At 55.9% G+C, this 21,459-nt stretch carries 20 protein-coding genes; 19 read left to right on the top strand and 1 reads right to left on the bottom strand.

Annotation, left to right across the window (positions count from 1 at the left end):
- Window positions 1-48: 48 nt before the first annotated feature.
- The 5 genes from CV945_RS02325 to CV945_RS02305 all read left to right on the top strand — a co-directional run bounded on the left by CV945_RS02325 (window position 49) and on the right by CV945_RS02305 (window position 7,828).
- Window positions 49-1,191: an acyl-CoA dehydrogenase gene (locus CV945_RS02325; protein WP_044745366.1), complete on the top strand. Its 1,143-nt coding sequence runs from the start codon at window positions 49-51 to the stop codon at window positions 1,189-1,191.
- A gap of 178 nt (window positions 1,192-1,369) precedes the next feature.
- Window positions 1,370-2,002 carry a TetR/AcrR family transcriptional regulator gene (locus CV945_RS02320; protein WP_095860125.1) on the top strand — a complete coding sequence of 211 codons (633 nt, stop codon included), beginning with the start codon at window positions 1,370-1,372 and terminating at the stop codon, window positions 2,000-2,002.
- 16 nt (window positions 2,003-2,018) lie between these two features.
- A complete protein-coding gene (gene icmF / locus CV945_RS02315; RefSeq protein ID WP_100659064.1) occupies window positions 2,019-5,276 on the top strand; it encodes a fused isobutyryl-CoA mutase/GTPase IcmF in 3,258 nt (1,085 codons plus the stop codon).
- A 200-nt stretch (window positions 5,277-5,476) separates the two neighbouring features.
- Window positions 5,477-6,037 carry a DNA-directed RNA polymerase subunit delta gene (gene rpoE / locus CV945_RS02310; RefSeq protein WP_100659063.1) on the top strand — a complete coding sequence of 187 codons (561 nt, stop codon included), beginning with the start codon at window positions 5,477-5,479 and terminating at the stop codon, window positions 6,035-6,037.
- A 159-nt stretch (window positions 6,038-6,196) separates the two neighbouring features.
- Entirely contained in the window at window positions 6,197-7,828 is a 1,632-nt protein-coding gene (locus CV945_RS02305; protein ID WP_044745379.1) for a CTP synthase, read from the top strand.
- A 57-nt stretch (window positions 7,829-7,885) separates the two neighbouring features.
- On the opposite strand, the gene CV945_RS02300 is transcribed toward CV945_RS02305, so the two are convergent.
- Window positions 7,886-8,407, bottom strand: coding sequence for a DUF2529 domain-containing protein (locus CV945_RS02300; RefSeq protein ID WP_033008417.1), 522 nt, complete (start codon window positions 8,405-8,407; stop codon window positions 7,886-7,888).
- A gap of 123 nt (window positions 8,408-8,530) precedes the next feature.
- Here CV945_RS02300 and CV945_RS02295 point away from each other — a divergent pair, with 123 nt between their 5' ends.
- From CV945_RS02295 to CV945_RS02225, 14 genes are all read left to right on the top strand, one after another.
- On the top strand, window positions 8,531-8,893 hold the full coding sequence (locus CV945_RS02295; protein WP_033008416.1) for a response regulator: 363 nt from the start codon (window positions 8,531-8,533) through the stop codon (window positions 8,891-8,893).
- 152 nt (window positions 8,894-9,045) lie between these two features.
- On the top strand, window positions 9,046-9,909 hold the full coding sequence (locus tag CV945_RS02290; protein WP_033008415.1) for a class II fructose-bisphosphate aldolase: 864 nt from the start codon (window positions 9,046-9,048) through the stop codon (window positions 9,907-9,909).
- Between the two features lie 93 nt (window positions 9,910-10,002).
- Window positions 10,003-10,644: a fructose-6-phosphate aldolase gene (fsa, locus tag CV945_RS02285; RefSeq protein ID WP_033008413.1), complete on the top strand. Its 642-nt coding sequence runs from the start codon at window positions 10,003-10,005 to the stop codon at window positions 10,642-10,644.
- Between the two features lie 130 nt (window positions 10,645-10,774).
- A complete protein-coding gene (locus CV945_RS02280; protein ID WP_100659062.1) occupies window positions 10,775-12,061 on the top strand; it encodes a UDP-N-acetylglucosamine 1-carboxyvinyltransferase in 1,287 nt (428 codons plus the stop codon).
- A 34-nt stretch (window positions 12,062-12,095) separates the two neighbouring features.
- Window positions 12,096-13,058: a class II fructose-bisphosphatase gene (gene glpX, locus CV945_RS02275; protein WP_033008411.1), complete on the top strand. Its 963-nt coding sequence runs from the start codon at window positions 12,096-12,098 to the stop codon at window positions 13,056-13,058.
- A gap of 317 nt (window positions 13,059-13,375) precedes the next feature.
- Window positions 13,376-14,650 (top strand): transcription termination factor Rho, encoded by a 1,275-nt coding sequence (gene rho / locus CV945_RS02270; RefSeq protein WP_033008408.1) that lies wholly within the window; start codon window positions 13,376-13,378, stop codon window positions 14,648-14,650.
- A gap of 255 nt (window positions 14,651-14,905) precedes the next feature.
- Window positions 14,906-15,106, top strand: coding sequence for a 50S ribosomal protein L31 (rpmE, locus tag CV945_RS02265; protein ID WP_008880715.1), 201 nt, complete (start codon window positions 14,906-14,908; stop codon window positions 15,104-15,106).
- A gap of 158 nt (window positions 15,107-15,264) precedes the next feature.
- Window positions 15,265-15,888, top strand: a complete 624-nt coding sequence (locus tag CV945_RS02260) for a thymidine kinase (protein ID WP_100659061.1) — start codon at window positions 15,265-15,267, stop codon at window positions 15,886-15,888.
- Between the two features lie 54 nt (window positions 15,889-15,942).
- Entirely contained in the window at window positions 15,943-16,383 is a 441-nt protein-coding gene (locus CV945_RS02255; RefSeq protein WP_033008404.1) for a hypothetical protein, read from the top strand.
- Between the two features lie 94 nt (window positions 16,384-16,477).
- Window positions 16,478-17,554: a peptide chain release factor 1 gene (gene prfA / locus CV945_RS02250; protein ID WP_100659060.1), complete on the top strand. Its 1,077-nt coding sequence runs from the start codon at window positions 16,478-16,480 to the stop codon at window positions 17,552-17,554.
- Window positions 17,544-18,416, top strand: a complete 873-nt coding sequence (gene prmC / locus CV945_RS02245; RefSeq protein WP_033017325.1) for a peptide chain release factor N(5)-glutamine methyltransferase — start codon at window positions 17,544-17,546, stop codon at window positions 18,414-18,416. Before prfA ends, prmC begins: the two co-directional genes overlap by 11 nt.
- Before the next feature lie 30 nt (window positions 18,417-18,446).
- The gene (gene spoIIR / locus CV945_RS02240) at window positions 18,447-19,334 is read left to right on the top strand and encodes a stage II sporulation protein R (RefSeq protein WP_100659059.1); all 888 of its coding nucleotides are present in this window, start codon (window positions 18,447-18,449) and stop codon (window positions 19,332-19,334) included.
- Window positions 19,335-19,463: 129 nt separating this feature from the next.
- Window positions 19,464-20,525 carry an L-threonylcarbamoyladenylate synthase gene (locus CV945_RS02230; protein ID WP_044745375.1) on the top strand — a complete coding sequence of 354 codons (1,062 nt, stop codon included), beginning with the start codon at window positions 19,464-19,466 and terminating at the stop codon, window positions 20,523-20,525.
- Between the two features lie 336 nt (window positions 20,526-20,861).
- The gene (locus CV945_RS02225) at window positions 20,862-21,413 is read left to right on the top strand and encodes a manganese efflux pump MntP (protein ID WP_033017319.1); all 552 of its coding nucleotides are present in this window, start codon (window positions 20,862-20,864) and stop codon (window positions 21,411-21,413) included.
- Window positions 21,414-21,459: the final 46 nt, after the last annotated feature.

The following is a 21,459-nucleotide window of genomic DNA, read 5'->3' as shown; positions in this document are numbered from 1 at the left end:
CTCTATTCCTAGCTCTATTTGACTATACAATAACGGGGGAATGGAAAGATGAACTTTCAACTAAGCGAAGAACATGAAATGCTGCGAAAAATGGTGCGCGAATTTGCTGAAAACGAAGTGGCGCCGACAGCCGCTGAACGCGATGAAGAAGAGCGGTTTGACCGCAGCATTTTCAACAAAATGGCGGAACTCGGCTTAACCGGCATTCCGTGGCCGGAAGAGTACGGCGGCATCGGCAGCGACTATTTGGCGTATGTCATCGCCGTTGAGGAACTGTCGCGCGTCTGCGCTTCAACCGGGGTGACGCTCTCCGCCCACATTTCGCTCGCCAGCTGGCCGATTTACAAGTTCGGCACGGAAGAGCAAAAGCAGAAGTATTTGCGCGCCTTGGCGACCGGGGAAAAGCTCGGGGCGTACGGGCTGTCCGAGCCGGGGGCCGGGTCTGACGTCGCGTCGATGAAAACGCGCGCTGTAAAAGACGGCGACCATTACGTGTTAAACGGGTCGAAAGTATGGATCACCAACGGCGGCGAGGCGGAAATTTACGTCGTCTTTGCCGTCACCGACCCGGAAAAGCGGCATAAAGGAATCAGCGCCTTTATCGTCGAGAAAGGGACGCCGGGCTTTTCAATCGGCAAAAAAGAAAAGAAACTCGGCATCCGTTCGTCGCCGACGACCGAGCTCATTTTTGAAGACTGCCGCATCCCGAAAGAAAACTTGCTCGGCCGAGAAGGAGAAGGGTTCAAAATCGCCATGATGACGCTTGACGGCGGCCGAAACGGCATTGCCGCCCAAGCGGTCGGCATCGCTCAAGGGGCGCTTGACGCCGCAGTCGATTACGCCAAGCAGCGCGTCCAGTTTGGCAAACCGATTGCCGAGCAGCAAGGCGTCGCCTTTAAACTCGCCGATATGGCGACGGCGATTGAAGCAGCGCGGCTCTTGACGTATCAAGCGGCATGGCTTGAGTCAAACGGCCTGCCGTACGGCAAAGCGTCGGCGATGGCGAAGTTGTTTGCCGGCGACACAGCCATGAAAGTGACCGTTGAGGCGGTGCAAATTTTCGGCGGCAACGGCTACACGAAAGACTATCCAGTTGAGCGGTTTATGCGCGATGCGAAAATTACGCAAATTTACGAAGGAACGCAAGAAATTCAGCGTCTCGTCATTTCGCGCATGTTGACGCGCGATTAACGCCGCGCCTCTGTTCAGCGGCGCCGCGGCGGCTGGCCGCCGTTTGCGCACCGCTCGGCACATCGATGGACTGGCGAAGCCGTCCATTCTGCTTTGCACTCTTAGCGCCCGCACCAACGGCGGGGGGAGCGGGCGCCGCTTCGCCGCCAAACGGGGATAGGGGGGAGAGGAACCGGTCATGAAAAAGCGGGAAGTAATCGCCTCAGTCAAAGACGAAAAGCTCGTGAAAAAACGGCGCAATGAAATGATTAAAGGCGCCATTTCGCTGTTTAAACAAAAAGGCTTCCACCAAACGACGACAAGGGAGATCGCCAAAGCGTCCGGATTTAGCATCGGCACGTTGTACGAGTACATCCGCAAGAAAGAAGACGTCCTCTATCTCGTGTGCGACCGCATTTACGACGAGGTGCGGGAGCGGACGGAACAAGACCTCGGTGCCCACCATGGCACGATCGAAGGGTTAAGGCGCGCCATTGCCCACTATTTCCGCGTTGTTGATGAACTCGATGATGAAGTGCTCGTCATGTATCAAGAAGTGAAAGCGCTAAGCAAAGAATCGCTGCCGTATGTGTTGAATAAAGAACTCGATATGGCGGCGATTTTCGAACATATTTTGCGCGCATGCGTTGAGAGCGGGGCGTTGCAGCTTTCTGAAAGCGAAATCCGCCTGTTCGCCCACAACATCGTCTTTCTTGGGCAAATGTGGGCGTTCCGTCGTTGGGTGCTGCGGAAAATGTATACACTCGATGAATATATCGAACTGCAAACCAAGTTTTTATTAAAGGGGATTATGGAGAAACAGCGAGTCTAAAAGGGGAGAAGAAACGATGGCGCACATTTACCGTCCGAAGCATCACGTCCGCTTTGTGACTGCATCGAGCTTGTTTGACGGCCATGACGCCTCAATCAACATTATGCGCCGCATTTTGCAGGCGAGCGGCGCCGAGGTCATCCATTTAGGCCATAACCGTTCGGTCGAAGAAATCGTCAACGCCGCCATTCAAGAAGACGTGCAAGGCATTGCCGTCTCCTCGTACCAAGGCGGGCATATGGAGTTTTTTAAATATATGTATGACCTGCTTCAAGAGCGGGGCGCATCCCATATCCGCATTTACGGCGGCGGGGGCGGCGTCATCATCCCGCGGGAAATCAAGGAGCTGCACGAGTATGGCATCGCCCGCATTTTCTCGCCGGAAGACGGCCGACGCCTCGGCCTGCAAGGAATGATTAACGTCATGCTTGAAGAATGCGATTTTCCGACCGTGACTGCCGTGACCGATGAAATCGAACGGCTCCAAACCGGCGATGTGCAAGCCGTGGCCCGGCTCATCACGCTGTGCGAATACCGCGCCGAGGCGACGGATGAGGCGGCGGCCGCCGCTGAAGCAGCGATTGCGCAAGTGAAGACGATGGAAAAGCGTGTGCCGGTCCTCGGCATCACCGGCACGGGCGGGGCGGGGAAAAGTTCGCTCACCGATGAGCTCGTGCGCCGCTTTTTAAATGAAATTCCGGATATCAAAATCGCCATTTTGTCCGTCGACCCGACGAAACAAAAAACGGGCGGGGCGCTGTTAGGCGACCGGATCCGGATGAATGCCATCCATTCGCCGCGCGTCTATATGCGGAGCCTTGCGACGCGCCATTCCCGCTCTGAGCTGTCGCCGGCGATCCGCGACGCCATTTCGGTCGTCAAAGCGGCCGGTTTTGATCTCGTCATTGTCGAAACGAGCGGGATCGGCCAGGGCGATGCCGCCATTACCGAAGTATGCGACGTTTCGATGTATGTGATGACAAGCGAATTCGGAGCGCCAACGCAGCTTGAGAAAATCGATATGATCGATTACGCCGATTTGATCGCCATTAACAAGTTTGAACGCAAAGGCTCGGAAGATGCAAAACGGCAAGTGCAGAAGCAGTATCAACGAAGCCATCAGCTGTTTGACCGCGATCTATCGGAAATGCCGGTATACGGCACGATCGCCAGCCAGTTTAACGACCCGGGCACGAATACGCTTTTTGTCGCACTTGTCGATACGATCAACCGGAAAACGGGAACGAACTGGAAGACGAATTTGAAAACCGTTGCCAACGTTGAAAAGCATAACGTCATCATCCCGAATGAGCGCCGCTACTATTTGCGCGAAATCGCGGAGACGGTCCGCTCGTACCACCGCCGCGCCGAGCAGCAAGTCGAGGTGGCCCGACGCCTCTTCCAAATCGAAGGGGCCATCGAAGCGGCGAAGGAACGGGACGAAGCTGAAGACGTGATCCGCGCGCTCGAAACGCTCAAAGCCGATTACGAAGCGAAGCTGACGCCCGAATCGAAGCGCATTTTGGCGACATGGGAAGAGACGAAAGCGAAATATGCGGCGAAGACATTCGTGACAAAAGTGCGGGACAAAGAAATTGTCACCGAACTGACGACGAAAACGTTGTCCGGTTTGGACATTCCGAAAGTCGTCTTGCCGAAATTCAAAGACTACGGGGAAATTTTGCGCTGGGTGTATAAAGAAAACGTCCCCGGCTCGTTCCCGTATACAGCCGGCGTCTTCCCGTTCAAGCGCCAAGGCGAAGACCCGAAACGGCAATTTGCGGGCGAAGGGACGCCGGAGCGCACAAACCGCCGCTTCCACTATTTGTGCAAAGAAGACAAAGCGAAACGGCTCAGCACGGCGTTTGACTCGGTGACGCTTTACGGCGAAGATCCGGACTACCGGCCGGACATTTTCGGCAAGGTCGGCGAAAGCGGCGTCAGCGTTTGTACGCTCGATGACATGAAAAAACTGTACAAAGGATTTGACTTGTGCGATCCGCTCACCTCGGTGTCGATGACGATCAACGGCCCGGCCCCGATTTTGCTGGCGATGTTTATGAACACGGCGATTGACCAGCAAGTCGAGAAAAAAGAGGCCGAGCTTGGCCGCCCGCTCACGCCGGAAGAGTACGAACAAGTGAAAGCGTATACGCTGCAAACGGTGCGCGGCACGGTGCAAGCCGATATTTTAAAAGAAGACCAAGGGCAAAATACGTGCATTTTCTCAACCGACTTTGCCTTGAAAATGATGGGCGACATCCAAGAGTATTTCATCAAGCACCGCGTCCGCAACTATTATTCGGTGTCGATTTCCGGCTACCATATCGCCGAAGCCGGCGCCAACCCGATTACGCAACTGGCGTTTACGCTTGCGAACGGCTTTACGTATGTCGAGTATTACTTGAGCCGCGGCATGCACATTGACGATTTTGCGCCGAACTTGTCGTTTTTCTTCAGCAACGGCCTCGATCCGGAATATTCGGTCATCGGCCGCGTTGCGCGCCGCATTTGGGCGGTCGTCATGCGCGAAAAATACGGCGCCAACGAACGAAGCCAAAAACTGAAATACCATATTCAAACGTCCGGCCGTTCGCTGCACGCGCAAGAGATTGACTTTAACGACATTCGCACGACGCTGCAGGCGCTGTTGGCGATTTACGACAATTGCAACTCGCTGCACACGAACGCCTATGACGAAGCGATCACCACACCGACCGAGGAGTCGGTCCGGCGGGCGATGGCGATCCAGCTCATTATTACAAAAGAGTTTGGCTTGGCGAAAAACGAAAATCCGCTTCAAGGGTCGTTCATTATCGAAGAGCTGACCGACCTAGTGGAAGAAGCGGTGCTGCAAGAGTTCGAACGGTTGAACGACCGCGGCGGCGTGCTCGGGGCGATGGAGACGCAATATCAGCGCGGCAAAATTCAAGACGAGTCGCTTTATTACGAAACGAAAAAACATAGCGGCGAGCTGCCGATCATCGGCGTCAATACGTTCTTAAACCCGAATCCGCCGTCAGAGGAGGAGCTGAACAACATCCAGCTCGCCCGGGCGACGTATGAAGAAAAAGAGACGCAAATCCGCAATTTGCGCGAATTCCAAGAGCGGAATAAAGACAAAGCCGGTCCAGCGCTCGAACGGCTGAAGCAAGTGGCGACAAGCGGCGGCAACATTTTCGAAGAATTGATGGAAACCGTGAAAGTCGCCAGCCTCGGGCAAATCACCCGCGCCTTGTACGAAGTCGGCGGGCAATACCGGCGGAATATGTAGAACGGCGCAAACGTTGCCAAGAGGAGAAAAGGAAGAGACGCCGGTTCAAGAGGAACGAAGGCCGTCCCGCCTGCAGGGGCGGCTCTCTTTTGCTTTTTTCGCCAAATATGTAGCATAAACCCCGACAATTTGTTTATAATGAATGGTATGTATTCCACTTGCATTCATTTGTTTCATTATATAGAAGGGGAGTGCTGAACTTGAGCCTGCAGCAGCAATACTCGCCAGAGGAATTGCAGGAGATGTCGTTCGTCGAACTGGCGAACCTCATTTTGCTTGACAAGCGCGAGGCGCTGCCGTTCGACCAAATCGTCCGCGAAGCCGCGGTATTAACCGGCATGGCGGAAGACGACATCGCCGCGCGGCTTGCCCAATATTATACCGATTTAAACATCGACGGGCGGTTTATTTGCGTTGGGGAAAACGTCTGGGGGCTGCGTGCGTGGTATCCGTTTGACCAGACGGAAGACGAAACGGTGACGATCGTCAAGCCGAAGAAGAAGAAAAAAGCGCTTGATGATGAATACGATGATTACGAAGAGCTGCTTGACGAAGAGGATCTCGATTACGACGATCTTGATGACTACGATGAGGAAGAGCTCGAGCTTGACGACGAAGAGCTGCTCGAAGACGAGGAATTCGATCTGGACGAAGACGTTGCTTTTGACGATGAGAACATTCTCGACGACGAACCGTTTGATTTGGACGATGAACCGCTTGACGAAGAGCTGGATCTCGAGGAAGCGGAGGAAGACGAATAACCGCTTGACTTTGTTTGAGGAATTCGGTACAATGTGTGTTGGGCTCTTGAAAAATGGACGAATTCATCAGTCGCTCCCTTACATATGGTAAGCGGAGCGTTTTTTTATTTGCCCTTTCGCAAACACTGTTATTGTAACTTCGGCAAGGGGGAAGACAAAATGACGAAATACATTTTTGTGACGGGCGGTGTCGTTTCTTCGCTCGGGAAAGGGATCACAGCTGCGTCGCTCGGGCGGCTCTTGAAAAATCGCGGCCTGAACGTGACGATTCAAAAGTTCGACCCGTACATTAACGTCGACCCGGGAACGATGAGCCCGTATCAGCACGGCGAAGTGTTCGTCACCGATGACGGCGCGGAAACGGATTTGGACTTAGGCCATTATGAGCGGTTCATCGATATTAATTTGAACAAATACAGCAACGTCACGACCGGGAAAATCTACTCCGCCGTCATCCGCAAAGAGCGGCGCGGCGATTACCTCGGCGGCACGGTGCAAGTCATTCCGCACATCACGAACGAAATCAAAGAGCGCGTCTTCCGCGCCGGCCGGGAAACGAACGCCGATGTCGTCATTACGGAAATCGGCGGCACGGTCGGCGACATTGAATCGTTGCCGTTTTTGGAAGCCATCCGCCAAATCAAAAGCGACGTCGGCCGCGAAAATGTCATGTACATTCATTGCACGCTTGTGCCATACATCAAGGCAGCCGGGGAAATGAAAACGAAGCCGACGCAGCACAGCGTGAAAGAACTGCGCAGCCTCGGCATCCAGCCGAACGTCATCGTCGTCCGTACAGAAATGCCGATGCCGCAAGAGATGAAAGACAAAATCGCTCTCTTTTGCGACATCGACCCGAAGGCAGTCATTGAGTGCCGCGATGCGGACACGCTCTATGCGGTGCCGCTTATGCTTCAAGAACAAAAGCTCGATCAAATCGTCTGTGAACATTTGCGCCTCAACTGCCGTGAAGCAGATATGACGGAGTGGAAAGCGCTCGTCGAGAAAGTGCGAAACTTGTCGAAAACGACGAAAATCGCCCTCGTCGGCAAGTATGTTGAACTGCCGGACGCCTACATTTCGGTCGTCGAGGCCCTTCGCCATGCCGGCTATGCATTTGATACAGACATTGAGATCCAATGGGTGAATGCGGAGCACGTCACGCGCGACAATGTGGCGGAGTTGCTGAAAGACGCGGACGGCATTTTGGTTCCGGGCGGGTTTGGCGACCGCGGCGTGGAAGGGAAAATCGAGGCGATCCGCTACGCCCGCGAGCAGCGCGTGCCGTTTTTGGGCATTTGCTTAGGAATGCAGCTCGCCTCGATTGAATTTGCCCGCCATGTTGTCGGGTTGTCTGGCGCCCATTCGTCCGAGTTTGACCCGAATACGCCGCATCCGATCATCGACTTGCTTCCAGAGCAAAAGGATGTCGAAGATTTAGGCGGCACGCTTCGCCTCGGCCTGTATCCGTGCAAGCTGCAGGAAGGAACGCTCGCCTACGCTGCGTACGGCGATGAAGTCATTTACGAACGCCATCGCCATCGGTATGAATTCAACAATCAATACCGCCATCTATTAGAAGAGCATGGCTTCGTCTTCTCCGGCACGAGCCCGGATGGACGGCTTGTGGAAATCATCGAGCTGAAAGACCATCCGTGGTTTGTCGCCGCGCAGTTCCATCCTGAATTCACCTCGCGCCCGACGCGGCCGCAGCCGCTCTTCCGCGAGTTTGTCAAAGCGGCGCTGCAATCAAAAGAAGGATATGCCGCCCTAGGCAAGGGGACGGTATAGCCTCCGGCGGCGCAGCAAGAAAGAGGGTGTCCCAACGCAACGGGACACCCTCTCTTTTTAGGCATATTCTTGCAAAATGTCATCAAGCAACACGACAAGCCCATAGTAGATGAACGAAGCGGCGGTCACGGTCGGCATGGCGATGCGACGCCCGTCTTCCGTCGGCACGAGCGGGCGGGACAGTTTGCTGTCGATATGGACAGCGGCCAGCTCCGCCAAGCCCGGCTCGTCTTTGACGAGCGCTGAGACGGCGACCGTATCAACGCCGTGCCCCTGCAGCTGTTCCACGAGGCGGATCGCTTCGTTGTCGTTGGAAAAACGGGCGAATACGAGCGCCCGGTCCGTTTCGTTCCAATCGCCCGCTTCCCTTGATTCGATGCGCGCCGCCTTTGGCAGCCGATCCGGACCGAGAAGCGCGGCGGTGACAACCGCGTCCAATTCGCCTGCTCCGTACAGCCAGATGCGCCCGTCGCCGACGACCGCCTGGGCGAGCAGGCGCGCCCCGTCCTCAAGCGCCCACTCCTCGTCCGCCGCGATTTTTTGCAGCAGCCCGATCGTTTGCGTCGCCAAAATTTTCATCATTTGGCCTCCTTTCGCCGCTATTATACAAAATCCGTAAATGATCCGAAAAGCAAGCAGGAAATACGTTCGGGAAATGCGAAACATTAATAGGGAGAAAACAGGGAATAGAGGTGCATAAATGTGGGCAACAAAATTTTAATCGTCGACGACCAGTACGGCATCCGCATCTTGTTAAATGAAGTGTTTCAGCGGGAAGGGTACGTGACTTATCAGGCGGCCAACGGCATGCAGGCGTTGGAAATCGTCCGCAAACACCATCCCGACCTCGTGCTTCTCGATATGAAAATTCCCGGCATGGACGGCATTGAAATTTTAAAGCGGCTCAAAGACATCGACCCGGACATCAAAGTGATCATTATGACCGCGTACGGCGAGCTGGATATGATTCAGGAAACGAAAGAGCTTGGGGCGCTCATGCATTTTGCCAAGCCATTTGACATCGACGACTTGCGCGCCGCCGTCAAAAGCCATCTTTCTTCGTAAAGCTCTTTTTTGTGTCAGCTGCACTAACGAAGGGAATGGTTGCTGTTTTGCCGGCAAGTTGGTATGCTTATTAACGTAGATGCATTTTGCGCCTGTCGGCCTATGTTTCGCCATGGCGACAAAGACGACGATCAACTAAGGAGGATGTAACCATGCCGTTAGTATCGATGAAAGAGATGCTCAACGAGGCGCTGCGCGGCAAATATGCGGTCGGCCAATTCAACATCAACAACTTGGAATGGACGCAAGCGATTTTAGCGGCCGCCGAAGAAGAAAAATCGCCGGTCATTCTCGGCGTCTCCGAAGGGGCGGCCCGTTACATGGGCGGGTTTAAAACGGTCGTCAACATGGTAAAAGGCTTAATGGAAGACATGAACATCACCGTTCCGGTCGCCATCCATCTTGACCATGGTTCGAGCTTTGAAAAATGCAAAGCGGCGATCGATGCTGGGTTCACCTCGGTCATGATTGACGCCTCCCATCATCCGTTTGAGGAAAACGTCCGCATTACCTCACAAGTCGTAGAGTACGCCCATGCGCGCGGCGTCTCGGTTGAAGCCGAGCTCGGCATTGTCGGCGGGCAGGAAGATGACGTCATCGGCGAAGGCGTCATTTACGCCGATCCGAAAGAATGTGAAGAACTTGTCAAACGGACAGGCATCGACTGCCTTGCTCCGGCGCTCGGTTCGGTGCACGGCCCGTACAAAGGGGAGCCGAAGCTCGGGTTTGCCGAAATGGAGCAAATCCGCGATTTGACCGGCATTCCGCTCGTTTTGCACGGCGGCACCGGCATTCCAACTGAACAAATTCAGCGCGCCATTTCCCTTGGCACATCGAAAATCAACGTCAATACGGAAAACCAAATCGCCTTTACCAAAGTGGTCCGTGAACTGCTTGCCAAAGACCCGAACGTCTACGATCCGCGCAAAATTATCGGTCCGGGCCGCGACGCGATCAAAGCGACGGTCATCGGCAAAATGCGCGAATTCGGCTCGTCCGGAAAAGCGGCGCAATAACGAGCAAACGGCAAGATCGGCCTGGCAGGCAGCTTTCGGTCGTCACCCGGGCTTGCCTGCCTGCGTCCAAATAATGACAAGGAGGGATACGTAGTGAAATTTTTCATTGATACCGCCAATTTGGAAGAAATTAAACACGCCCATGAGCTCGGCATTTTGGCCGGCGTCACGACCAACCCGAGCTTAGTGGCGAAAGAAAACGTTTCGTTCCATGACCGGCTGCGCGAAATTACATCCATCGTCTCCGGTTCGGTGAGCGCCGAGGTCATTTCGACCGATGCGGCCGGCATGATTGAGGAAGGAGAAGAGCTGGCGAAAATCGCTCCGAACATTACCATTAAAGTGCCGATGACGCCGGAAGGGTTAAAAGCGGTAAAAACGTTCAGCGAAAAAGGCATTAAAACGAATGTGACGCTCGTGTTTACCGCCAACCAGGCGCTATTGGCGGCGCGCGCCGGCGCGACATACGTTTCTCCGTTCCTCGGCCGCCTCGATGACATCGGCCATAATGGCTTAGAGCTCATTTCCACGATTGCGGACATTTTCAACATTCACGGCATCGAAACGGAAATCATCGCAGCTTCGATCCGCCACCCGCACCATGTGACGGAAGCAGCGTTGCGCGGGGCGCACATCGCCACCGTCCCGTACAAAGTGCTGATGCAATTGTTCCACCATCCGCTCACCGATCAAGGAATCGAGAAGTTTCTTGCCGACTGGAATCGGCAACAATGAAAATAAGGCGTTTGCCTCTAAAGGCAAGCGGGCTCACCCCGCCCGGCCCGGGGTGGGGTGCTGAGCCCGCCCGGCCTTGTCTTCTCATCCGAAAGGTGAAGCCACTTCCGAGCAAAGAAGGGAGACGACGATGGATAAAATCAAAATCATCGGCGGGGATCGGCTGCAGGGAACAATCAAAGTGAGCGGCGCGAAAAACAGCGCGGTCGCCTTGATTCCGGCAGCGATTTTGGCCGAGTCGCCGGTGACGATCGAAGGATTGCCGGACATTTCCGATGTGCGCATTTTAGGAAGCTTGATCGAAGAAATCGGTGGTTCGTTTTCATTTGACGGCAAGAAGGCGGTCATCGACCCGACGAACATGGTTTCCATGCCGCTTCCGAACGGAAAGGTGAAAAAGCTGCGCGCTTCATACTATTTGATGGGCGCGATGCTCGGACGCTTCAAAAAAGCGGTTGTCGGCCTGCCGGGCGGCTGCCACCTCGGACCGCGCCCGATCGATCAGCACATTAAAGGGTTTGAAGCGCTCGGCGCCACCGTCACGAACGAGCAGGGCGCCATCTATTTGCGCGCTGAGGAGCTTCGCGGAGCCCGCATTTTTTTGGACGTCGTCAGCGTCGGCGCGACGATCAACATCATGCTGGCGGCGGTGCGCGCCAAAGGGCGGACGATTATCGAAAACGCGGCAAAAGAGCCGGAAATCATTGATGTGGCGACGCTGCTCTCCAACATGGGCGCGAAAATTAAAGGCGCAGGCACCGATGTCATCCGCATCGACGGCGTCGAAAAATTATCGGGCTGCCGCCACGCCATCATTCCGGACCGGATTGAAGCCGGCACGTACATGATTGCCGCTGCAGCGATGGGCAATGAAGTCGTCGTCGACAACGTCATCCCGCAGCACGTCGAATCGCTGACGGCCAAACTGCGCGAAATGGGCGTGCGCGTCGAGACGGGAGAAGACCAAATTCTCGTCTGCGGCTCTGATGTTTTGAAAGCGGTTGACGTCAAGACGCTCGTCTACCCCGGTTTCCCAACCGATTTGCAGCAGCCGTTTACCGCCTTATTGACAAAAGCGAACGGCACAAGCATCGTCACGGATACCATTTACAGCGCCCGCTTCAAACACGTCGATGAGCTGCGGCGCATGAACGCCAACGTAAAAGTGGAAGGCCGCTCGGCCATTGTCACCGGCCCGGTCCAATTGCAAGGGGCGAAAGTGAAGGCGAGCGATTTGCGCGCCGGGGCCGCGCTTGTGATTGCCGGACTGATGGCTGATGGGGTGACGGAAATTACCGGCGTCGAGCATATCGACCGCGGCTACAGCGGCTTAGTCGAGAAGCTGTCCGCACTCGGCGCCGCCATTTGGCGCGAAAAAATGACGGATGAAGAAATCGAGCAAGTGAAAAATGTTTGATAGTCCAACAGCAAAGGGGAAGGGGAGAACAGCGATGGAACGAAGCTTATCGATGGAGCTCGTGCGCGTGACCGAGGCGGCGGCGCTCGCCGCCGCCCGCTGGATGGGGCGCGGGAAAAAAAATGAAGCTGATGAGGCCGCTACTTCAGCGATGCGCGATGTGTTTGACACCGTGCCGATGAAAGGGACGGTCGTCATCGGCGAAGGGGAGATGGACGAAGCGCCGATGCTGTATATCGGGGAGAAGCTCGGCAACGGCTACGGCCCGCGCGTTGACGTCGCCGTTGACCCGCTCGAAGGTACGAACATCGTCGCGTCCGGGGGCTGGAACGCCTTGGCGGTCGTCGCGGTCGCCGACCACGGCCATTTGCTTCATGCGCCCGATATGTACATGGAGAAAATCGCGGTCGGCCCGGAAGCGGTCGGCATGATTGATATTGAGGCGCCGATCATCGACAATTTAAAAGCGGTGGCGAAGGCGAAAAATAAGGATATTGAAGACGTCGTCGCCATCGTCCTCAACCGTCCGCGCCATGAGCGGCTCATCCAAGAACTGCGCGAAGCCGGTGCGCGCATTAAGCTGATTAATGACGGTGACGTCGCCGCCGCCATTAACACGGCGTTCGACCATACCGGCGTCGACATTTTGTTCGGCTCCGGCGGTGCGCCGGAAGGAGTGCTCGCGGCGGTTGCGTTAAAATGCCTCGGCGGCGAGCTGCAAGGAAAACTGCTGCCGCAAAACGAGGCCGAGCTCGAGCGCTGCAAGAAAATGGGCATTGACGTCAACAAAGTGCTGCGCATGGACGATTTGGTGAAAGGGGACGACGCCATTTTTGCCGCCACCGGCGTCACGGACGGCGAACTGTTGCGCGGCGTTCAGCTCAAGGGGGCGTACGGCCTCACCCACTCGGTCGTCATGCGCGCCAAATCCGGCACTGTCCGCTTTATCGAAGGGCGGCACAGCTTGAAGAAAAAACCGAATTTGGTCATTAAGTGAGACGTTCCGCCGACGGGCCGGAGCGCCTACACCGCTCATTGGAATCAAACGACGCCATCCCGCGGCTTTCCTTTCCATCCGTCTTGGCGGCGCCGGCATCGAGAGGCGCCGCTTTGCCCGGAACGAAAAAAAGATTGATTAAAAAGCGGAAAAAAGGGTAAAATAGTCGTGTTGCTTATGCAAAAATAAGCTCTGCCATTCTACTTCATTTCAGCCTTCATTATCTTCTTATACGAAATGAGATCCCTTCGCCTGTCGAACGATGCCCGAACAAACACGATGGGAGAATAGGAAACTTTGCAAAGTGTGGTGTCAAAATGGAATTAACGTTAGCGGCTTTAGAAAACATGAAGCTCAAAGAGCTGTATGAGCTCGCCAAGCAATACAAAATTTCTTATTACAGCAAGTTGACGAAAAAAGAGCTTATTTTTGCCATTTTGAAAGCGCGTGCCGAACAAGACGGCCTCTCGTTCATGGAAGGCGTTCTCGAAATCATTCCGTCGGAAGGATTCGGTTTTTTGCGTCCGGTCGGCTATTCCCCGAGCTCGGAAGACATTTACATTTCCGCTTCCCAAATCCGCCGTTTTGATCTGCGCAATGGGGACAAAGTATCCGGCAAGGTGCGGCCGCCGAAAGAGAACGAACGCTACTTCGGCTTGCTTCATGTCGAAGCGGTCAACGGCGAAGACCCCGAAATCGCCAAGGAACGCGTCCACTTTCCGGCGTTGACACCGCTTTATCCGAACCGGCAAATGAAGCTCGAAACGACCCCGGACAAGCTGTCGACCCGCATCATCGACTTGATCGCGCCGGTCGGCTTCGGCCAGCGCGGATTGATCGTCGCGCCGCCGAAAGCCGGGAAAACGATGCTGCTGAAAGAAATCGCCAACAGCATTACGACGAACCATCCAGATGTCGAGTTGATCGTCTTGCTCATTGACGAGCGGCCCGAAGAAGTGACCGACATTGAGCGGTCGGTGCAAGGAGAAGTCGTCAGCTCGACGTTTGACGAGGTGCCGGAAAACCATATCCGGGTGTCTGAACTCGTCCTGGAGCGGGCGATGCGGCTTGTTGAACATAAGCGCGATGTCGTCATTTTGATGGACAGCATCACGCGCCTCGCCCGCGCGTACAACCTGGTCATTCCGCCGAGCGGGCGCACGCTCTCGGGCGGGATCGATCCGGCGGCGTTTCATCGGCCGAAGCGCTTTTTCGGCGCGGCGCGCAACATTGAAGAAGGCGGCAGCCTGACGATTTTGGCGACCGCCCTCATCGACACCGGGTCACGCATGGATGACGTCATTTACGAAGAGTTCAAGGGGACGGGCAACATGGAGCTCCATCTCGACCGCTCGCTCGCCGAGCGCCGCATTTTCCCGGCCATCGACATTCGCCGCTCCGGGACGCGCAAAGAGGAGCTGCTCATCCCGAAAGAACATTTAGAAAAACTGTGGGCGATTCGCAAAACGATGGCCGACTCGCCGGATTTTATCGAGCGGTTTTTGAACAAACTGCGCCGCACAAAATCAAACGAAGAGTTTTTCGCGCTGCTTGAGCAAGAATGGAGAAACGGCGGCCCGCTTCGCCTATAACAAGCTGGCGGAATTTGTCGGGAATCGCCCGTTGCAAATGAGCGGAAAAGCTGTTATAATCTTAACATGTGTGTTTGGACCAACATCGATGTGTTCATACGATGAACCGTCTGCACCGGCCGGGCCGCTTCCGCGAAGCCCCGGCCGTTCCATGCGCGGTGCCCGGCCAAACCGGGAGAAGTCTTGGCTTGGCTGAGCCCGCACGAACGAATAACTCTGTTTCGATGAGATACAGGGCGGAAGGAGATGAAAACGATGAAACAAGGGATCCATCCAGCGTACAAAAAAGTAATCGTCCGCTGCGCATGCGGAAACGAGTTCGAAAGCGGTTCGGTCAAAGACGAACTGCGCGTTGAGATTTGCTCGGAATGCCATCCGTTCTTCACGGGCAAACAAAAATTCGTTTCGGCAGCGGGCCGCGTCGATAAATTCAATAAAAAATACGGCCTTAAGTAACCAAGGACGGACGAAAGCAGGCAAGCGCACCGCTTGCCTGCTTTTTCGTGAAACTAGATGGACGGCCCCTGTCGTCAGGGTGCCCCGGCCGTTTTGGCCTGGCCTGGCAGGGGCGCTCATCGTTTCGATGACAGTGTGGAGCGAAAGGAGAGGGCCCGATGTACGTGATGACGCAGTCCGGCTGGCTCGAAGTCATTTGCGGCAGCATGTTTTCCGGCAAATCGGAAGAGCTGATCCGCCGCATCCGCCGCGCTCAGTTTGCCAAACAGGAAGTGAAGGTGTTCAAACCAACGATCGACAACCGTTACCGCGAAGATGCCGTCGTGTCGCATAACGGCAATTCGGTGATCGCCATTCCGGTCGCGACGCCGGCGGAAATGTTTCGTTACATTTCCGCCGCCACCGATGTCGTCGCCATCGATGAAGTGCAATTTTTTTCTGATGACATTATCGACGTCGTCCAAACGCTCGCCGACCGCGGCTATCGCGTCATCGCCGCCGGGTTGGATCAAGATTTCCGCGGCGAACCGTTTGGGCCGGTGCCAGCGCTGATGGCGATCGCCGAGTCGGTGACGAAGCTGCAAGCGGTATGCACGGTGTGCGGCTCCCCGGCCAGCCGGACGCAGCGGCTCATTAACGGGGCGCCTGCCTCTTATGATGATCCGGTCATTTTGGTCGGCGCCAGCGAAGCGTACGAACCGCGCTGCCGCCATCACCATGAAGTGCCGGGCAAACAGAACAAATGGTACGGCCGCCCGCTTTCCGAACGGGCAGGCGAATGAAGGCGTACATATTCTTGCCTGTTGCGGACATCCTAACAGCAGGGAGGCGAAATGATGAAACGCATCTGGCTGTTAGGGGTTGTTTTGCTTCTTTCTGCCTGCTCGCTCAACCCGGATCACCCGTCCTACCGTCAGCAAAGCGAAGACAAAAACGGCACGCGGCTGATGACGGACGGACGGCCGAAAATCGATGCCGACCGCGACTTGTACAACAACTTTGACGATCCGGAAAAAACGCGGCAAAATCCGAACTTCATCAGTTTGACCGAAGGAAGCGAAAATCAGCGCGCCGATACGCGCAAAGCAATGCAGCTGATCGAGCGGCACACCGACTATCGCCCCGTTTCCGTTTGGTTTCACGGCGGCAATATGTATGTCACCGTCGATGTGCCGGATGAGTTGTCTGCTGCAGAGCGGCGGCGCGAGGCGAGCCGCATCGACAAATTGTTGACAAAAGCGATTCCGACATACGAAATTGTTGTGCGCTTGAACTAAAAGCTCCCGCTTGCGAACAGCGGGAGTTTTTGTTTGGCCTTTTTTCATGATATAATTTGAAATTAGACTGTGTGGAAAAACAGAGGTGAGTGATGTGTTTGACCGGTTGGAAGCTGTCGAACAACGGTATGAGAAGCTGAATGAACTTTTAATGGATCCGGAAGTCATCAACGATCCGAAAAAACTGCGCGATTATTCGAAAGAGCAGGCTGATTTGGCGGAAACGGTGCAAACGTACCGTGAATACAAATCGGTTCGCGACCAACTCGCGGAAGCGAAGGCGATGCTTGAGGAAAAGCTCGATCCGGAGCTGCGGGAGATGGTGAAAGAGGAAATTGACGAGCTGGAAGAACGGGAAGAGGCGCTTGTTGGAAAGCTGAAAGTGCTGCTTTTGCCGAAAGACCCGAACGATGAGAAAAACGTCATTATGGAAATCCGCGCGGCCGCCGGCGGTGAAGAGGCAGCGCTGTTTGCCGGCGACTTGTACCGGATGTATACGCGCTATGCGGAATCGCAAGGGTGGAAGACGGAAGTGATCGAAGCGAGCCCGACCGGCCTCGGCGGCTATAAAGAAATCATTTTTATGGTCAACGGAAAAGGCGCATATTCGAAGCTCAAGTTTGAAAACGGCGCGCATCGCGTCCAGCGCGTCCCGGAAACGGAGTCAGGCGGGCGCATCCATACGTCGACGGCGACGGTCGCCTGCCTGCCGGAGATGGAAGAAATCGAAGTCGAAATCAATGAAAAAGACATTCGCGTCGACACGTTCGCCTCAAGCGGACCGGGTGGGCAAAGCGTCAACACGACAATGTCGGCCGTGCGCCTCACCCATATTCCGACCGGCATTGTTGTCACGTGCCAAGACGAAAAATCGCAAATCAAAAACAAAGAAAAAGCGATGAAAGTATTGCGCGCCCGCATTTATGACAAGTACCAGCAAGAAGCGCGCGCCGAATATGACCAAACGCGCAAGCAGGCAGTCGGCACCGGCGACCGTTCCGAGCGCATCCGGACGTACAACTTCCCGCAAAACCGCGTCACGGACCACCGCATCGGATTGACGATCCAAAAGCTCGATCAAGTGCTCGATGGCCACCTCGACGAAATTATCGAGGCGCTCATTTTGGACGATCAGGCGAAAAAATTGGAGCAAGCGAACGATGCGTCGTAACGTCCACGAAGTCCTCGCCTGGGCTTCTTCTTTTTTACGCGCCCATGGAAAAGAAGAACGGGCAGCGGAGTGGCTGCTGTGCCATCATTTGGCCGTCGATCGGGCCGGGCTGTTCGCCCGCTGGCGGGAGCCGGTTGAGGAAGCGTTGTACGAACGGTTTGCGGCCGATGTGCGTCGCCATGCGATGGAGCATGTGCCGATTCAATATTTGATTGGCTATGAATGGTTTTATGGCCGGCCGTTTCTCGTCAACCGCCACGTGTTGATCCCACGTCCGGAAACGGAAGAGCTTGTGCTCGGGGTGCTCGAGCGCCTTCCCCGCCTGTTTGCCGGCCGCCGTCGGATCGATGTCGTTGATGTCGGCACCGGCAGCGGGGCGATCGCCATCACGCTGGCGCTTGAAAACGAGCGGCTGTCCGTGACCGCCACCGACATTTCCAAAGAAGCGCTCGCTGTCGCCAAGGAAAACGCCGAACGGCTTGGCGCGCGCGTCGCATTTCGATGCGGCGATTTGCTGCAGCCGTTTATACAAGGCGGACAGACGGTTGATGTTGTCGTGTCCAACCCGCCGTACATCCCGGAGATGGATGCGGCGGTCCTTTCGCCTGTCGTAAAAGAGCATGAGCCGCATACGGCGCTGTTTGGCGGCCGCGATGGGCTTGACTTTTACCGCCGCTTTGCCCGCGAGCTCCCGCTTGTGCTCGGTGTCCCTTCGCTCGCGGCATTTGAAATCGGCGCCGGGCAGGGAAAAGCGGTGGCGGCGCTCTTGGCTGCAGCGTTTCCAGATGCTGAGATTGAGGTCGCCGTTGATTTGAACGGCAAAGAGCGGATGGTATATATGACAAGAAAAAAATTAGATTGATAGGTTTAAAATGAAGCGGCGCCGTCCACAATGGAAGATGAAAGGACGGTGCCGATCATGGTGATCAAGGGACATTCGCTCGCGATTTGTTTATATATCACTCTATTAATCACAGGTGTGCTCGTTCACTTGTACGGCCAGCAGACGAACGCCGGGGCAAACACCGTTGTCGCCATTCCCGATGAGGCGATTCGCCTGCGCATCTTGGCGAACAGTGACGCCGACAAAGACCAACAGCTAAAGCGAAAAGTGCGCGATGCGGTCAATGCGCAAATCAACGGCTGGGTGGCGGAGCTTACGTCGGTGGACGAAGCGAAGCGCGTCATCCGCTCGCACTTGCCGGAGATCGAGCAAACAGTCGCCCGCGTGCTTCGCCAAGAGCAAAGCAGCCAGTCGTACCATGTGCAGTTTGGCTCAGTTCAGTTTCCGACGAAAGTGTACGGCAATTATGTGTATCCAGCCGGCACGTATGATGCCCTTCTCATTACGCTCGGGGAAGGAAAAGGGGCAAACTGGTGGTGCGTCTTGTTTCCACCGCTTTGTTTTCTCGATTTTTCCAACGGCGATGCGGTCATGATGGCGGCGAACCGATCGCCTGCCGGAACGAATGAACCGGTGTCGGCTGAGAGCGTCCGGTCAATGGAAGCCGGGTCGACGCAAAACAGCGAGGCCGCCGAAGCGGAAGCTGAGGCGATGCGAAGCGGCGAGCAGGCCATCGAGCAGGACGAACCGAAAGAGGAGAGGGATGCGATGGCGGAAACCGAAGATCGCGCCGTTCCGTCCATCCATGCGGATGGCGAGAAGGACAAAGGGGACACGGATGGTCAAGAATCGTCCTTCGTCGTCATGGCCGAGCCGGAACAGCCGGTGGAAGTCAAATTTTTCTTCAAAGAATGGCTCAGCCATCTCATTCCATAAGCATCTATCCACAAAGTTATCCACAAAAACAACAAGTTTATTCACAATTTGTGAATAACTGTGGGAAGAAATCGGGCGGCGATCTGACGCTTGTAAAAAAATCCGCCATTTTCAAGATGAATCACGGCGATGGAGAAGGTGAAACGAGTGAAAACACGTGTTTGGATTGTGGATAATATTGTTGATAAACAGCAAGTTTATCCACAAATACGAGAGGCGGCCGAATGGCTGCGGGCGGGGGAAGTAGTCGCGTTTCCGACCGAAACGGTGTACGGTTTAGGAGCGGATGCCGCCAATACGGCGGCAGTGGAGAAAATTTTTGAAGCCAAAGGGCGGCCAAGCGACAACCCGCTCATCGTCCACGTCGCCAGCCGTGCGCAAGCGGAGGCGGTCGCCACGCCGCTTCCGCCAGTGGCTGAGACGTTAATGGAGCGGTTTTGGCCGGGGCCGCTCACCCTCGTTTTGCCGAAACGAGCGGGGGCCGTGTCCGAGCGAGTGACGGCCGGGCTGCCGACGGTGGCGGTGCGCATGCCGGACCATCCGCTCGCCCTCGCCTTGATTGAAGCGAGCGGTCTGGCGCTTGCCGCTCCAAGCGCGAACCGCTCCGGCAGGCCGAGCCCGACGACAGCCGCGCACGTGCTCGCGGACTTAAACGGGCGAATCGCTGGGGTGATTGACGGCGGTCCGACGGGCATTGGCGTGGAATCGACCGTGCTCGACTGCAGCGGGGACGTGCCGGTGATTTTGCGTCCGGGCGGGGTGACAAAAGAAATGTTAAGCGAAGTGATTGGTCATGTCGCCGAGGCGGCCGGCGGCGGGGACGAACAGGCAGCGCCGAAAGCGCCCGGCATGAAATACACGCATTATGCCCCGAAAGCGCCGCTTTGGATTGTCGCCGGCCCACCGGCGTTTTTGCAGCAGCTCGTGGACGAAAGCCGGGCGGAAGGGAAAACGGTCGGCGTGTTGACGACCGAGGAAAACAAGGACCGGTATGCGGCCGATGTCGTGCTGCCGTGCGGAACGCGCCGCGAGCTGACGACCGTCGCCCATCGCCTGTACGACACGCTGCGTCGGTTTGATGAAACGAATGTCGATCTCATTTACAGCGAGGCATTTCCGGAAGAAGGCCTCGGCGCGGCGATTATGAACCGGCTGCGCAAAGCGGCCGGGGGGCGCGTGATCAGCGGCTAGATGATGGATGACGCGGCCGGCAGGCGAGAAAAAGCGGCGCCGCCGGGCTGAACCGGCAACAAAACGAAGACGGTTTGGGGGCGGTCTATCTTTCATCCGCGCGGCTCGCAACAAAATGGAGACGGTTTTCAAGGGCGGTTGCAACGGCCTTTGGAAATCGTCGTTTTTTTGTCCATCGCTGCTTTGCCGGGCTGCGGCCGTTCCGTGGGCGTGCAGGGCGGGACAACGCCGCCATTCGCCTTTGGGTTGGCAGGAAGCGGCTGGGCCACGCGCCGCTTCTAAAGAGCTCCGGACGCGCATATGCTAGCAGTAAGGCCAGTCCGGGAGGGAAGAGAAATGGGCGCGTTAATCGGCGAGATCATCGCCCTGTCGCTGATGGCGCTGGCGTTAGGGATGGATGCTTTTTCGGTCGCCCTAGGGATGGGGCTGCTGCGCCTTCGGCTCCGGCAAATTTTTTATATCGGGGTGACGATCGGGTTATTTCATATTGTAATGCCGCTAATCGGCATGTTGGTCGGCCGTTTGTTGTCGCGCGAGTTTGGAAGCATCGCGACATATGCGGGCGGGGTGCTGTTGCTATGGCTGGGCGCGCAGATGATTATGGCTTCGTTCCAGCGGGAGGACGGGTCGCAACTATTTCCGCACGGCGCCGGGCTGCTTTTTTTTGCGTTCAGCGTCAGCCTCGACAGCTTTTCCGTCGGGCTGAGCCTCGGCATTTTCGGAGCGCGGACGATGGTGACGATTTTGCTGTTTGGCCTGTTCAGCACGGTGCTGACATGGCTTGGGCTCTTTGTCGGCCGCCATTTTCAGCAATGGCTCGGCTCGTACAGCGAAGCGCTCGGCGGCAGCATTTTGCTCGCGTTCGGGCTGAAGCTGCTTTTTTCTTAACAAACGGGACGGACCGGTTTTTTCTTCCCAGTCGGGGAAAAAGCGG

This window comes from Geobacillus sp. Manikaran-105, from assembly GCF_002809955.1.
GTDB classification, from domain to species: Bacteria; Bacillota; Bacilli; order Bacillales; family Anoxybacillaceae; genus Geobacillus; species Geobacillus thermophilus.
Note: the sequence above shows the minus strand (reverse complement) of the source record. Positions and strands in the feature narration are given on the sequence as shown.

Bases quoted from the DNA above. Each gene is read 5' to 3' on its own strand.
- CV945_RS02325 (WP_044745366.1), top strand. From the start codon at position 49: ATGAACTTTCAACTAAGCGAAGAACATGAAATGCTGCGAAAAATGGTG.
- CV945_RS02320 (WP_095860125.1), top strand. From the start codon at position 1,370: ATGAAAAAGCGGGAAGTAATCGCCTCAGTCAAAGACGAAAAGCTCGTG.
- icmF (WP_100659064.1), top strand. From the start codon at position 2,019: ATGGCGCACATTTACCGTCCGAAGCATCACGTCCGCTTTGTGACTGCA.
- CV945_RS02305 (WP_044745379.1), top strand. From the start codon at position 6,197: ATGACGAAATACATTTTTGTGACGGGCGGTGTCGTTTCTTCGCTCGGG.
- CV945_RS02300 (WP_033008417.1), bottom strand. From the start codon at position 8,407: ATGAAAATTTTGGCGACGCAAACGATCGGGCTGCTGCAAAAAATCGCG.
- CV945_RS02290 (WP_033008415.1), top strand. From the start codon at position 9,046: ATGCCGTTAGTATCGATGAAAGAGATGCTCAACGAGGCGCTGCGCGGC.
- CV945_RS02280 (WP_100659062.1), top strand. From the start codon at position 10,775: ATGGATAAAATCAAAATCATCGGCGGGGATCGGCTGCAGGGAACAATC.
- glpX (WP_033008411.1), top strand. From the start codon at position 12,096: ATGGAACGAAGCTTATCGATGGAGCTCGTGCGCGTGACCGAGGCGGCG.
- rho (WP_033008408.1), top strand. From the start codon at position 13,376: ATGGAATTAACGTTAGCGGCTTTAGAAAACATGAAGCTCAAAGAGCTG.
- rpmE (WP_008880715.1), top strand. From the start codon at position 14,906: ATGAAACAAGGGATCCATCCAGCGTACAAAAAAGTAATCGTCCGCTGC.
- CV945_RS02260 (WP_100659061.1), top strand. From the start codon at position 15,265: ATGTACGTGATGACGCAGTCCGGCTGGCTCGAAGTCATTTGCGGCAGC.
- CV945_RS02255 (WP_033008404.1), top strand. From the start codon at position 15,943: ATGAAACGCATCTGGCTGTTAGGGGTTGTTTTGCTTCTTTCTGCCTGC.
- prmC (WP_033017325.1), top strand. From the start codon at position 17,544: ATGCGTCGTAACGTCCACGAAGTCCTCGCCTGGGCTTCTTCTTTTTTA.
- spoIIR (WP_100659059.1), top strand. From the start codon at position 18,447: ATGGAAGATGAAAGGACGGTGCCGATCATGGTGATCAAGGGACATTCG.
- CV945_RS02230 (WP_044745375.1), top strand. From the start codon at position 19,464: ATGGAGAAGGTGAAACGAGTGAAAACACGTGTTTGGATTGTGGATAAT.
- CV945_RS02225 (WP_033017319.1), top strand. From the start codon at position 20,862: ATGGGCGCGTTAATCGGCGAGATCATCGCCCTGTCGCTGATGGCGCTG.